The sequence below is a fragment of the Luteibacter sp. 3190 genome, assembly GCF_031456385.1.
In the GTDB taxonomy this organism is placed as follows: Bacteria; Pseudomonadota; Gammaproteobacteria; order Xanthomonadales; family Rhodanobacteraceae; genus Luteibacter.
The window spans coordinates 47,915-61,955 of sequence record NZ_JAVDUO010000003.1; the positions used below are offsets into that span (position 1 = coordinate 47,915).

The 14,041-nt window shown below is 58.7% G+C and carries 7 protein-coding genes; all 7 read left to right on the top strand.

Annotated elements, in window-relative coordinates; translation table 11 throughout:
• Positions 1-544: 544 nt before the first annotated feature.
• The 7 genes from J2X58_RS13195 to J2X58_RS13225 all read left to right on the top strand — a co-directional run bounded on the left by J2X58_RS13195 (position 545) and on the right by J2X58_RS13225 (position 14,036).
• The gene (locus tag J2X58_RS13195) at positions 545-6,058 is read left to right on the top strand and encodes a hypothetical protein (RefSeq protein ID WP_310048720.1); all 5,514 of its coding nucleotides are present in this window, start codon (positions 545-547) and stop codon (positions 6,056-6,058) included.
• Positions 6,059-6,152: 94 nt separating this feature from the next.
• Positions 6,153-7,094: an RHS repeat-associated core domain-containing protein gene (locus tag J2X58_RS13200; RefSeq protein ID WP_310048721.1), complete on the top strand. Its 942-nt coding sequence runs from the start codon at positions 6,153-6,155 to the stop codon at positions 7,092-7,094.
• A 6-nt stretch (positions 7,095-7,100) separates the two neighbouring features.
• Positions 7,101-7,685, top strand: a complete 585-nt coding sequence (locus J2X58_RS13205; protein WP_310048722.1) for a hypothetical protein — start codon at positions 7,101-7,103, stop codon at positions 7,683-7,685.
• A 593-nt stretch (positions 7,686-8,278) separates the two neighbouring features.
• Positions 8,279-8,677, top strand: coding sequence for a hypothetical protein (locus J2X58_RS13210; RefSeq protein ID WP_310048723.1), 399 nt, complete (start codon positions 8,279-8,281; stop codon positions 8,675-8,677).
• 181 nt (positions 8,678-8,858) lie between these two features.
• Positions 8,859-12,383, top strand: coding sequence for a hypothetical protein (locus J2X58_RS13215; RefSeq protein ID WP_310048725.1), 3,525 nt, complete (start codon positions 8,859-8,861; stop codon positions 12,381-12,383).
• Positions 12,364-12,825 carry a hypothetical protein gene (locus tag J2X58_RS13220; RefSeq protein WP_310048726.1) on the top strand — a complete coding sequence of 154 codons (462 nt, stop codon included), beginning with the start codon at positions 12,364-12,366 and terminating at the stop codon, positions 12,823-12,825. Before J2X58_RS13215 ends, J2X58_RS13220 begins: the two co-directional genes overlap by 20 nt.
• A complete protein-coding gene (locus J2X58_RS13225) occupies positions 12,822-14,036 on the top strand; it encodes a hypothetical protein (RefSeq protein WP_310048727.1) in 1,215 nt (404 codons plus the stop codon). The genes J2X58_RS13220 and J2X58_RS13225 overlap by 4 nt, the downstream gene beginning before the upstream one ends.
• The last annotated feature ends 5 nt before the right edge of the window (positions 14,037-14,041 follow it).

The following is a 14,041-nucleotide window of genomic DNA, read 5'->3' on the forward strand; positions in this document are numbered from 1 at the left end:
GCAGCGGCCGTATCCACTGCTTTCAAACGTCTCACCACGCCTAGCCATTGTCAATCTAAGTCATTGATCTGTCCGTATAATATGCACGTTACGGACCGGGCTTGCGCCGCTGTGTTGAGCCGCGTTGCGTATCAACGCAATTGGTTTTGACGCAGCCGCAAGCCGCATTCGGGCGCGCATACCTGTCCGTAGGCGGCACGAACTGGACAAGCAAAAAGATTGCAGGCTCAGGCGTGGCGCACCGATCGTGCAACCGGCCCAAAAAGTGAGGCGGTCGGCGTGCATGGGCTCCGGTAAGCCGGCTGTTCCGATCGCCGATCCGCCGACGATGCCCGTATTACGTTGTAGGAGTTCGCCGCCGCGATGTGTAGGGGAAGTCTTACATCGATGTGCTGCCTGCCCCTTCATGCGTTGTAGCGCAGCGCATGAAGCCATGTTAATCGTGGTTTCACGCCTCTTTGACAAGGCCGAATTCCCTTGTTCCAGCCGCCGACGCGTCCGTACATTGCAGCGCAGATGAACGGCCACAGGCTGAGGAAGCGCGATGACACGGACCAATCAGGGGGCGACGCGATTGACGCGTCGGATGTGCAGTGCGGCTCGCGTTGCGACGATCGTGCTTTGGACAAGCTTGCCAATCGTCGCGCAGGCGCAAAACACAGCAACCCCCGAGCAAGAGTATAAAAAGCTAATCAAGGTCAACGAGGACATCCAGCCGCTGGGTGATACCCCGTTTGGCGAACGCATCAGCCTGTATGACGGGTCGTTGTCCTTCGGCCAAACGGATGTGACCGTAACCGGCACCGGTCCAACGATCACGGTGGGTCGCGACTTCACGTTCCACGGCGTGGAAGATCGGCCGGACCTTCAGCACCGGGCGTTTGGCGATTGGGATCTGCAGTTGCCACAGATTTTCACCGTAACGGCCAACCAGAACAACGTTCTGGGCTGGCAGGTAGCCGCAGAAAATCCTAACGCCATCTGTACCAGCTTCGGCGAACCTCCGAGTGTCGCCGCACCCTCCGGTGATTCGGAACGTGCAGACTGGGAACCGCAGACCTGGTGGCAGGGGTATCAGCTGCGTATCCCGGGTCAAGCCAGCCAGGATCTGTTGTCGCGGACAACAGCCAACACCGCAACGCCAGCGGTGAACGGTCTGACCTATCCGATCGTCACCAAAGCGAACTGGGCGGTAGGCTGCCTTCCTCAAGCAGCGAACGACGCCACGCTCGAGGGGTTTCTGGCGGTCGGCCCCGACGGGACCAAGTACTGGCTGGACCACATCGCCTACCGCTACATGCCGACGCTGACTCGGCCCTTGAATTCAGGCCCGAATACTTTGGTCTCCGGTGTCCATGTCTTCGCTGCTGCCGAAGATCTGCTCCAGCGTCGCGAGGGACGCATGCTGGTCACTCGCGTGGAGGATCGCTTCGGAAACTGGGTCACCTATGGCTACAGCGGGGATGATGTCATCGACATTGCTGCGTCCGATGGGCGACACGTCACCATCACCTATGAGAACGATGCCAATACCGGCACTAGCTCGCATCGCGTCAGTACCGTGACGGTGCAGGGCGGGGCAGCCGGCACGCGCACATGGACCTACGCATATGTGAAATCCGCTACTAACCTCGTCTACACGCTGACGTCGGTGACCCAGCCCGATGGAAGCGCTTGGGGTTACAACCTTGACCCGTTCAACGGCGCGTGGCCCGACACACGCGAGAGTGGCGGAACGTGCGGTGCCATTGGCGACGCACACAACGCGGGTACCCCCTACACCGCCACGATGACGCACCCGTCGGGGCTAGCCGCGACTTACACGGTGGCTGCGTTCAAGCGAGGCCGAGCGAATGTGCCGCAGGAGTGCATGTCCGGGCCGAATATCCCGGCGACCCCGAATTACCCAGGAACGTGGGCGGCCATTCCGAACGCTTCCTACACCATGGCGATTACCCACCGCGGGTTGTCCGGCGCAGGTCTCCCGGCAGAAGGCTTGAATTGGGACTACGCTTATTCGCCGTCGAACGAGAGCTGGGCACCCAGCGGGGCCGCGGTACAGTGCACGTCTCGGGTCTACACCGAGGTGACCTACCCCGTCGATAACAACCATCCGGCACGGCATGTCGAACGGAGCACCTTCTCCAACTGCTTTGACTGGACCGAGAGCCAGTTGAGGCAGGAGGAGGTCTACGAAGCCGGCACCGATTCGGCGTTGCGCCGGTCTACGACCTACGGGTATGTCAATCCAGCGCCCCAGACGGATCCGAATGCCGATGCTCGCTCGATCGCCTATGCCCATCCGTGGGGCTATGCGCCGCAACAGCGCATCAATCGGACGCAGCTGGACGAGCAGGCGCCCATGGGGTCTCGCCAAATCATCATAGACCCGGCGGCCAGCGCCACTCCGGACACCTACACGTGGCAGGTCAATGCATTCGACGCCTTCGTTCGGGCGCAGGACGTCACGCGCGGCAATAACTTCGGCTTCAGCACCAGCGAGCGCACCCTTTTCACCGATAACGCCGCGCTTTGGGTGCTCGGCTTGCCTGCTCAATCGATCAACCTGGGACAAAACGAGACCGTCAGTCAGATGGACTACGACGCGACCTCGCTCACGCCCACGGCGCGATATCGTTTCGGCAGCAAGGTGATGGATTACACCTTCAATGCTCAGGGACAACTGGCCAGTTTCACCGACGCCAACGAGCACACCACGTCGCTCTCCGGCTATGTCATGGGCATCCCCGGGGCCATCGCGTATCCCGACGGGACCTCACAGACCGTCTCCGTCGATGGGTTCGGTCAAATTTCCTCCATTACGGATCAGGCCGGTGCCACGACCAGCTATGGCTACGATGCGATCGGGCGCCTGGCCCGAATCGATTACCCTTCCGGAGATAGCACGGCCTGGGCGCCGAAGGTATACACCTACGGTTTTTCCCCGGACGCGCGCGGCGTCGGTGGCAACCATTGGGTTCGAACCATCACCCAAGGCAACCTGAGCCAGCGAACAGACTTTGACGCCTTGCTGCGACCCATCCTCGTTAGCAAGGCTGATGCGACTTCCGGCGCTTTAGCCATCTCCACCGCCACTCGATACGACTGGGGCGGCCGCAAGACCTTCGAGTCCTACCCGGTCGACGGTACGCCCGATTGGGGCGCCATCGCTGCCGGCACGACAACGCGCTATGACGCGCTCGGGCGGGTTGTGGCGACAATCGCATCGTCGGAGCAGGGCGACCTGACCACGACCACCGCCTACCCGACTGGCGGAACCACGCAGGTCACGGACGCCCGGACGCCGACCAACCCGGGCGACAACGTCACCACTACGCACTACCAGGCCTTCGACCAGCCAGCCTTCGAGGCGGCCGTTCGGGTTGATGCCCCCGAAGGCGTCAGTCAGGTCATTGATCGCGACGTCTACGGCAATGTTCGCTCCATCACCCAAGGCGGTTTTGCGCGCACGATGACCTACGATGCCCAAAAGCGGGTGTGTCGGTCGTGGGAACCCGAGACTGGCAGCACGATGACCGCTTATGACGGCGCCGACAACATCGTCTGGAGCGCGACTGGCCAGAGCTTCGCTGGCGACGGATGCGGCTACGACCAAGTTGCCGATGCCGCCAAGACCCAGAGCGCGTACGACGCGATGAACCGTGTCACCTCAGTCACCTACCCCAACGGTACGTTGGCCACGAGCTTCACGTACGATCCGCTGGGCAAGCCGGCCACGGCCGTGGCGGCCACATCGACAGCCAGCAGCCAGAACACCGGCACGGTCGGCTGGGCTTATGGGCGCAACAAGCTCGGCCTGCTCACCGCCGAAGTGCTGTCGGTCGATGGGTGGTCATGGGCATTGGGCTATGGCTACGACGGGAACGGCAACCTCGCGAGCGTCCAGTACCCGGACAACAGCGTCGTGGCCTTCGCGCCGAACGCGCTGGGCCAGCCCACGACCGCGGGCGCATACGCCCAGGGAGCCACCTACTACGCCAACGGCGATCTCGAAGCCCTGACGCTGGGCAATGGCACGCTCTACTCTGCAAGCCAGAACGACCGCAAATTGCTGAACAACTTCAGCTTCGAAACGGGCGGCGCTCGCGTTGTCAGTGAAGATCTGGCCTATGACGCCGTTGGCAATATCGTGTCGATCACCGATGAGTCAGGGTCTGAGCAGCGCACGCGCACCATGAGCTACGACTGGCTCAACCGGTTGACGTCGGCAAGCGCTGGCAACTTGTGGGGGAGTGAGAGCTACACCTACGACACACTCAACAACCTCCGCAGCATGACCGATAGTGCTGGCGTAAAGAGTTACACCTACAACGGCAGCAATCTGCTGGCGTCCATCAGCAAGGGCGGCTCGACCACTCAGTTCACCCATGATGCCCGAGGCAACACCATCACCAAGGGTAACCAGTCGCTCACGTTTGACCTGGCCAACCGGTTGCTTGCCGTGGACGGCAAGGGCGCCTACATGTATGACGCGTCTGGGCACCGCGTGAAGTCGGTGACGCCGGGAGCCACCACTTATTCGGCCTATGCCGGCAACGGCCAGCTGATGTGGGAATACGACCAGGGCTCGGCCACTGCCACGAATTACGTCTACCTTGGCAAGAAGCTCATAGCGAGCCGCAAGGCGTCGACCTCCACCGTAATGGGGACCATCGAGGGAGTCTCGACGGGTGCCAATGCCACCGTCACCGGGTGGGCATGTGCCAGCGGTCTAGCCGCTTCCATTGACGTGCATCTATACGTGGGCGGTCCGGCGGGGACCGGGACCGCCATCGGTGCGTATACCGCCAACCAGGCAAGCGAACAGGCCATTCAAGATGCCTGCCATTCGACTGGCACCTTGCACCGCTTCAGCATTTCGTTGAGTGAGGCCATGCGGGGCGACCATGCCGGGGAACCTATCTACATCCATGGCATCTCGCCCACCGGCGGCGACAACACCTTGCTGTCGGGATCGGGTTCCTTTGTGGTGCCACCCTCGACCCTGGCCCCGACGGCGCCGACGAGTGCGGCTGCGAGCGCCGCGGGGAATTTGGCCAGCATTTCGGTGACGTGGTCGGCCGTCGCTCACGCCACCAGTTACACGGTGGAGCAATCCTTCAACGGAGGGGCATGGACCCCTCTCTACAGCGGTGCCGCTACGAGCACCACGGTCAACGGGCCGGCCGACGGCAGCTACCAGTTTCGAGCGTCCGCATGCAATGCCAACGGGTGCAGCACGCCGACCAGTTCCGCAGCCGTCACGATCGCGCACATTCCGCCGGCGCCGGCAAGCATCAGCGCGCCCGGCAGCTCGACCGGGGCTGTGGCGCTCAGTTGGCCCGCAGCGACCTATGCGACCTCGTACCAGGTCGAACACAGCCAGGATGGCAACTGGGCCCAGGTGTATGCCGGAGGCGCGACCAACGCCACCATCCAAGAACCCGCCACTGGCAATTGGTATTACCGAGTACGGGCGTGCAATGCCAACGGGTGCAGCGGTTATGCCACCAGCGGTGTGGTGATTGTCACGGTCCCGCCATCGGCGGCGCCGTCTATTGCCGGCAGCGGGACCAGCAACAACGGCGCTTACACCATCTCGTGGACCGGTGTGGGCGGAGCCACCTCGTACAACCTCATCGAGTCCGTGAACGGGGGCGGGTGGACCGGTGTGCAGAACAGCGGCGCGACCAACTGGTCGACGAGCGGCCGAGGTGATGGCACCTACGTCTACCAGGTGCAGGCGTGCAACGCCGGCGGATGCGGCCCCTATAGCGGACAAGCAGTGGTGACCGTATCGCTTGCACCCCCTGTCCCCCCGGGGGTGCAAACGATTAAGACCACGGCAGGGTCGATTTATCGGTTCTTAGGAGTGTGGGGTGCCGTGGCCGGCGCGACCCGCTACGAAGTGCAGAGCAGCGCGGGAATCGTTTACAGCGGGACGACAAATTCCTACACGCTCCAGTCGGGGACCGTCAGCTATCTGATGGGCAGTTACTGGGTGCGGTCGTGCAATGCATCAGCCTGCTCGGCCTGGGTGCCATTCCCATCGGCGTGACGGATAGAACGCTCGTCCGGGAGTGCTGAGCCACTCCCTTCGACTGGACTTGGAGAGAATGAAGATGTTGCCCAGCCAAAAGAAGAGAACCCGCATGCAGCGCTGGATCGGCATCGCCATGGTGATGGCCGCTTTCTTGATGCTCGGGTCGGCACGCGCTGCGGACGTGGTTACCTACTACTACACGAGCCCCCAAGGCACGGTGCTCGCTAAGGCTGACAGCGCCGGCAACCTCATCAGTACGGTGGACTATCGGCCCTACGGCAGCCAAGCGCTCGGTACACCGGAGCAGGGGCCCGGGTACACCGGGCATGTCAATGATGTCGACTCCGGCTTGGTCTACATGCGGGCTCGGTATTACGACCCCGAGATCGGGCGCTTTCTCAGTACGGATCCGGCGTCGACGACACCCGGGAGCGTCGTCGCATTCAACCGCTATGTCTACGCCAGCAATAACCCGGTGTTGAACATTGACCCGGACGGGCGGCAAAGCGTCCCTGGGTCGATCGACTGGCAGGCGCCGGGAATGATGGAAGCTTGGCAGACGACCGGACGGGAATTCACCATTCCGGTTTTGATCGACTTGGTACCGGGTGGGGGCTTCGTCAACTGCGCGATGCAAGGGTGCGGCGGCGGCGGGTGGGCGATGGCAGCGCTGCCCATCGTGGGCGGCGAGATTCGCGGTGCAAGTCGCGTCTTTAGCATCGGCGAGAAGATGGCCGCTGTTGCTGCGAAGGGGCGGCGCGGGGAGGAGGCGGTCAGGAAAGTAGCTGACATCGGTGAGAAGATCGCAATCGATATCAACGGCACAAGACGCGTTCCGGATGGCATCGTCGAATCGGTTAGTATCAATGAGGTAAAGAATGTCGCGCGGCAGGGTCTTACTGCGCAGATTCGAGACTACCTCCAGTTCGCCAAAGACAATAAGCTGCAGTTCAATCTTTACACAAACGAAGAATCTAAGCTTGCTAAGCCATTACAAGACTTGATTGATGCCGGTGAAATCAATCACTACCGAGTGCCGATGAATGAGTAACGAACAATGTTGACTGAGGAAGGGAAAAAGCGGCGCGACGCTCTCGACGCGGAGATCGCGGAGCGCATCGCTGCCTTCAAGGTAGAACAGCGGGAAATGCTGGAGCAGTTGGCTGAGGTAGGCGTTAACGTTGACATGGTCAACCAGCTCCCCAACGTTCCCACCTCGGACTATGTGCAGGCATTGCCGATCCTTATGGAGCACCTGCGTCGTGAATACTCGGAGGGCACGCTTGCATCGTTGGCCCGGTCGCTTGCTACAAAAGAGGCAAGCGGATACTGGGATGAGCTAGTTGCCATGTATATGGCATCCCCGGATCGACCTTCCAAAGGACCCGGCAACCTGGCAATGGCTCTCGCCGCCGCGGTTGCTGCCGCTTGCCCAAAGGACCGCCTAGGCGATCTGGAAGCACTCGTTAAGAACCAACGATTACCACACCGAGTCCTTCTATTGACACCATTCAAGAAGCGCCGAGGTAGAGACCCGGCTGTAGCGAGCCTTATCGAAGAGCTACGACATGACCCAGCGCTAGCGAAGGAAATTGCACGTTGGAAAATCCTCGCCTCGCAGGCGAACCCTAGGAGCCATTAGCATCAGTGTTTGGGGCGTAGGCTGCGAGCCCCGAGTTTTGGTTAAAGGCAATAATGGCCGCTATCCGCCACGCGCACTTGGAGGCCAGGTCCAATCGATGCCGTAGGTCCTAACGGCTACGGTCGAGGTCGTAGGTCCGCACGTGCATCCGAACGACCCAACCGCAGCGAATGGGTCCGCGGTCAGCGAACCAAGATGGAGAAGCGTTGGCAGACCGGTGTCGAGGTTCCTCGACAACATGGTGCGCAGGCCGAATGCGTCAGGCGCGTAATCGCTCGAGGTCAAGGGTATAGCCCGCCACACTGTCTACACTGATGCTTCTCCACGGCCCGTGAGACCTCCTTATCGCCAGCACCTTATCAGTCACGAGACGGGGGTATGATTTCTATAGGAGTTTGACCGTAGATGTATACGCGGCCGACGGCACTAAACTTATGCGCTCCCCACCGCTGCGGCGAGCCCGAAGTTCTAAGCGGGAAAGGTTCGGATTGCGATAAGCGGCCCGCCACCTAAAGAGTCTACGCAACATGCCGACACCTAACCTAGAGCCATGTCAGCCAACCGCCGACATGTACCCTGGACATAGGACTAGCATGAAAAGCGCGGACGACATCAAGGACATTCTAGAGTTAGCGCGTAACGTGGCCTTCGGCTGCGGCATCATCGCCCTGTTGGGGATGGTGTTCTACGAACCCGAGGCAATCGGAGTCACGAAACACGCCAGGATCGTGGGTTGGACGGTGACGGCCGCAGCTGTTGGCTACATCGCGTTGTCGATCGCACAGTTCGAGCTGCGACATCCGTTACTCCGGGCGCCACTAGCTCGCCAACGGGCACTCGGTGTATTTCGACTATCGTTAATCGTCTTGATCTGCGAAGGCGCAGCCATCAGCGCCGGCGCACACATCGACTGGCAGCAAAGAAATAAGACTATAGTCTCGCTACCGCATGACCGCAGCTGTGCCTCGGTGACGGAAAGCCGAATTCGCTGAAGCTACCGTAGAGCATGCTGCCGAAAGGCACGGCGCGCACCGCCTCAACGGACATTACTGTCGCCAGGAATTCGTCAGGCGACACAGTAGCGTTTCTCCGTGGATAATCAACAAAAAGTACCCCGATAGAGCGCAGCGGGGAACCTCCAAGGGACCTAGGGTTGAAGAAGGAAATTTTGCTGTGAGGAACAGGGTCAAGCCGAAGACACTACGTGAAGCACGTGGCGAATTTCTGCGCGGCGGCGCCGCCAGACTCAACGCGGTGCATCGATATAAGAACGCCAATTCACCGCAGCATGTTTTCTCCAGATTTGAGAGCCTCTTCCCCAGTACGAAAACCTTAGAGCAGGTTTACGGAAAACCCTTCCCTGCAACGCTAGGAGAAATGTTATCGACGACGCTGCTTCCCGGACCGTCTAGCAACCTAACAGAAGTTGTGTGGGCGATACGCAGATGCGCGCTTTACGCAGATGAACTCAACAAGTTTGTTGGGCTGCGACGAACCGTCGATGAGTGCTTTCTCACGGGGGACAAAGAAGGGGTAGCCTCAGCGCTGGAGAATGTCGAGAATAATCTAGGCACGTCATTCTGGCTGGTCCAAAACAAGCTTCTTCAGAAAAATCAGTTTGGCGACCCTGACGACGCGAGGCGGCTCGGAAATCTACTAGCTGAGCAGCTGCCGAGCTCGTCGCTCCAGGCGCATATGGTGACGTGGTTCGTAAAGAGAATTGAAACACGTGGCCAGCACGTTGACCTTAACGAAGAGATAGCTTCTGCCTTCGGGAAAAACGAAGGGATGGCCGGGCTTGCCTATGCGCAGACAAAGGTCACTGGGCACGGAAAGACGGACCAACTTAAGATAGCCCCGTCTCTCTATGTTGAATCTCATACATCGATTGTTGACCTCTATGACTTGCTCGTAACGCACCTCACGACAATATGCACGCTCCGAAGCATGCCAAGGGATGTCGTTGACCTGCTGAGGAGGGCAGTCACTTTCTTGGCGTCGCGAATCCGCGACTGCAGGCTCAATAACATCGGTGCTGTCATAGGGGCATCGATCGATTTTGATGACCTAGTCGATGCTGAGAATGACGCCCTAGAGAGCTACGCCGCCGGCGACTATCGACGTGCAAGCGCGTTGAGCAAAGACCTTCTCACTCGCAGGCCAGCAGATATGCTTGCCATGTGTATCTTGGTGCGATCGGCGATACGGATTGGCGCTTCAGCGGACGATTTCGCAGATTTGAGCTGCGCGAATCATCGTCATGTCGCAAAGCATCTACACAGCGTATTCTCTTTGAGTGCCGAAGCATACGCGTCGGCGAATGCTGTTTTCGTCACTGCTAACCTTTACTACACGCAAGACTGGGCAATTTTCCTGCGAGTCGTCGTAGTCGACGTCCTCGATGAGGAAGGCGAATCTCTGCTATCCGCAGGCCAATTTCGGATGCACATCGTCGGTCAGCACATCAATCCGTTGATGCGAATCATCGCAACCGGCGCAGCTCGGGAATCACTGCACAACACGGATAAACTAAGAAACGCGTTTCCCGTGCTTTCCGAAATTGTTGACCTTCTCTTGACGGGCGCTTCAATCTCTAACTCACTAAGCGGTGACCGCGCGGCTCGTTTCACCTCTAGGTATAAGTTATCTCAGAGATTGTACAGCGAGGCGGCCGAGCTCCTCGCCACTGTGAAGTCCACGCACATCCGAGACCGAGCGAGAATCGAGAGCTTAATGAGCCTTGCTCACCTAGGCAATGGAGATTACACCGAGGCTGTCCGTCACTGCGTTAATGCCTTCCTCCTTTCGGAGGACGCGCCTTCAATTCTGCCGGCAACGCCGCTACGGAAGGCCCTTGATGAGGCGAGCCGTTGGCCAAGCACGATAGACGTGCCAATTGTGTTTGGAATTTGCAGCATGACGGGCACCGCCCCTGTCGAAGCTCACTTGAGATTCGCATTCGAAACGTTCCAGAAACGAAATTCAATCCTCCACCCGTCGGACATCCTTAGCCTTCGCGGCACAGTTGGTGATGAGAGAATCATCGCCTACCTACGATACGTGTGGGTACCCGACGGGATGCGTCAGACGCGCTTATACAAGAGCGAGGCATCGATCGAAGATGCTCGAATCGAGGTCTGTAGACTGTTAGCCACGCTCGATGAAGTTCGGGCCCCCGAGTACACGGCAGAGATTCGCGAAGGTGTTAAAAGACAGGAGATCTCCAAGGGTTTAAAACTCGTCGAGGAAAGCAAGGTTTACGTTGACGTTCCGGCCATTAAGAAAAGGCTTCGCAAGTCCCTTGGCGCGCAATACGCGAACTATCGTTCATTAAACGCTTTAGACCAGTCAGGTCCGAACACCGTCCTAGATATTCTGGGACCGGCCTTGACCGACATGAGTGTTGCAACCAAGCGCAGTATTGGGGATTTGCTGTCTGAGATTCACGTGCTAGGCGACGTAGATTCGAGCGAGGCGTACACGCAGTTCGATGCACTCTACAGCGAAGTCACGAAGGAGTTCCTGCGTGGCGACAGCGGCTTGAACGCCTACTTAAGTACGCGCGTCAGGCACGGCAGACTCAAGAACGAACTCAGGAAGGCGGTGGCTGAAGATCACTTAGTCACAAACGAGATTCACGGCAAAGGCGGGTACGCGCCAAACACCTATTGGACCGAGCGAACCAGCGATCTGTCGCCAGAACAGCGCACAGAGCTGGAACGAGCTCTTCTAAAGTTCACGTCCGATTTCGATGCGACAACCGCCTACGCGCGAGATGAGATCATTCAAGTTAACGTCGTATCAGGAGCACTAACGCCTGACCGCAATGGTAAAGAGAAGGCTCTCCTCACCTATAGGACGTCGAGCCTCGAACGGAAACATCTGCATGACCAGATGAGACAGATCGACGACATCGGCGATTTCATCGAGGTCTGCATAGACACATTGTGGTCTAAGACGGACCAAAATCTAATAAGAGTCCGGGCGGCTATCGAAGGCGAGATCACTAGGCGGTTCCGCAAGACATTTGACGGCTTGTACGAGGCGATCGAAGAGATGCCGCAAGTAGCCTCCATATCTGACCTGAGAAACAAGATCGTCAGATGCGACACGGCTACGCAAAACAAGCTGTCTGAGATTTCAGACTGGTTCACGCGATCTACCGTCTACGATAGGGAGGACTACGCTCCCCGACTCGCAGTCGACATCGCGTCAACGATGGTTCGAAAGACGCTGCCCGACTTTGCGGGTGCACCCACGATCATTACTAACACCAATGAGTCGTCCGGAAAGATGCCTGGCCACAGTCTGGACGCGATGGTTGATGCGTTCTACGGACTTATTACGAATGCTGTCGAGCACTCAGCCGTTGCGTCTGACGATCTTCTTATTAACATTGACCTTGTGCTTGATGAGGCGAACTTCGTTGCAACGGTTACAAATACTATTGGCGACGAGAAGCCGACACCATTTGACCTCGATAGGGTTGCGAAGATTGAAGCTTCGCTAGGGCGGTCTGATTCGCCGACCCGTGCCCAGGTCGAGGGGGGAAGTGGAACTCATAAGCTATGGCGAGCCGTAAATTCACCGTTCTACTCGTACCCTGTACTTTCATTCGGCTTCACTGGCGAACGAACATTTTCACTCACATTTGGTTTCAGGATAGCTGAGGATGCCGATGAAAGTACTATTGGTTGAAGACGATCCCGACAAGGCGCGGCGCCTTGAGGACTGGGTCGTTAGCACGTATTCGTCGTGCGAGGTCTCAACCGCGAGATCTTTCACGCCCGCCCTCGACTTCCTAATCGATTCGACGCCACCGTTTGATCTTATGCTCTTAGATATGAGCATGCCCAACTACGAGGGCGCGTCCTACAAGTACGATGGAACTGCACCTGAGACGTACGCTGGAAGGGACCTACTGGCGCAGATGCGCCTTCGAGGAATTCGTGTACCAACGATAGTCGTCACGATGTTTGACACGTTTGGCGAAGGCGCGGGCAGAGTCTCGCTTGAGGGCCTTGCAAAAGAGTTGAAGCAAGACTATCCGGAATCATTCCGGGAGCTTGTGTACTACAGCCCAGCGCAGGACTCGTGGAAAATATCACTTCGGAAGATAGTGGATAGGATCGTCAAATGAGCAGCTTCAGAATCCTATTGGTAGATGACGAGCAGGCCAAGGCGCAGCTTGTTGGTCGTGTATTAGCGGAGGTCGGCGGGGACGTCACGTTGCAGCATCTCTCAAGCGCGGCCGGGGCTAGGGAATACTTAAGTGCCAATGAGGTCGACCTTGTTTTGGTTGATGTAAATCTTCCGTCCTCGGTCGACGGAGCGCCGTCACGGAACGGTGGATTTCAGTTTCTAGATATGCTCCACCTTGAAGGTGGACGAATGATATCGCCGGAGTTCTTGGTCGTTACGTCGAAGGACGAGTTGCTCGAGGAGGCCCGTGTCGAAGCCGAGCGACGTGGGTTCGGTCTCTGCGCGATTAGCGCGTCGAGTGACGACTGGAGAGTCTTCCTGAAGGGGTTTTGCGAGCGCCTAGCGAAGAAGGCGCGCTCACGCAGGGTTACGACCGTTGATGTTGCAATCATCACCGCGATGCGCGGCAGAGAGCTCGAGGCCGTTCTAAAGCTTCCATTGGGGTGGGCGCCGATGCGGCACGATGGCGACCCTACGAGGTACCACCTTGGCGAGTTTAGTTACGGCTCACGTACTGTGCGACTAGTCGCTGCCTCGTGCATGCAAAAGGGCCTCTCTGCCGCCGCCGCTCTCACTGCGAAGATGGCAACACGAATGGCGCCGCAGATCGTGGTCATGCTGGGGATATGCGCCGGCGTTAAAGGGAAGGTTAACTTAGGTGACGTCGTCATTGGCAACCCAACTTGGGACTGGGGCGCCGGTAAGCACGCGGAGGCCGACGATAACTCGGTCGTGTTTCGCACGGGAGCACTGCAGTCTGCCTTGGCGGCGGATCTGTCCGAGATCGCTTCGGACGTTGCGGAGGAGGCCTGCACAAAAAAGGCGATTCGGTCAGGCTGGGATGGAGGCGTTCCGACCGGAGACTTTAAGGTGCACATTGGGCCAATGGCGTCGGGGGCCAGCGTCCTCGCGCACGGCGAGGTAGTGGCGAGGATTCAAGAGCAGAACCGCGATCTCCTTGCCGTAGAGATGGAGGCGTATGGGGTAATGGCCGCATCCACAGCGTGTGGCATCCCAGGTCTCGCCATCAAAGCAGTCTGCGATTTTGCAGACGCCGAGAAGCACGACGGATGGCAGGACTACGCTGCGTACACAAGCGCGGCATACTTCATGCAGCTTCTACCCAGATTAACTGAGTGGCTTGAGTGACCACG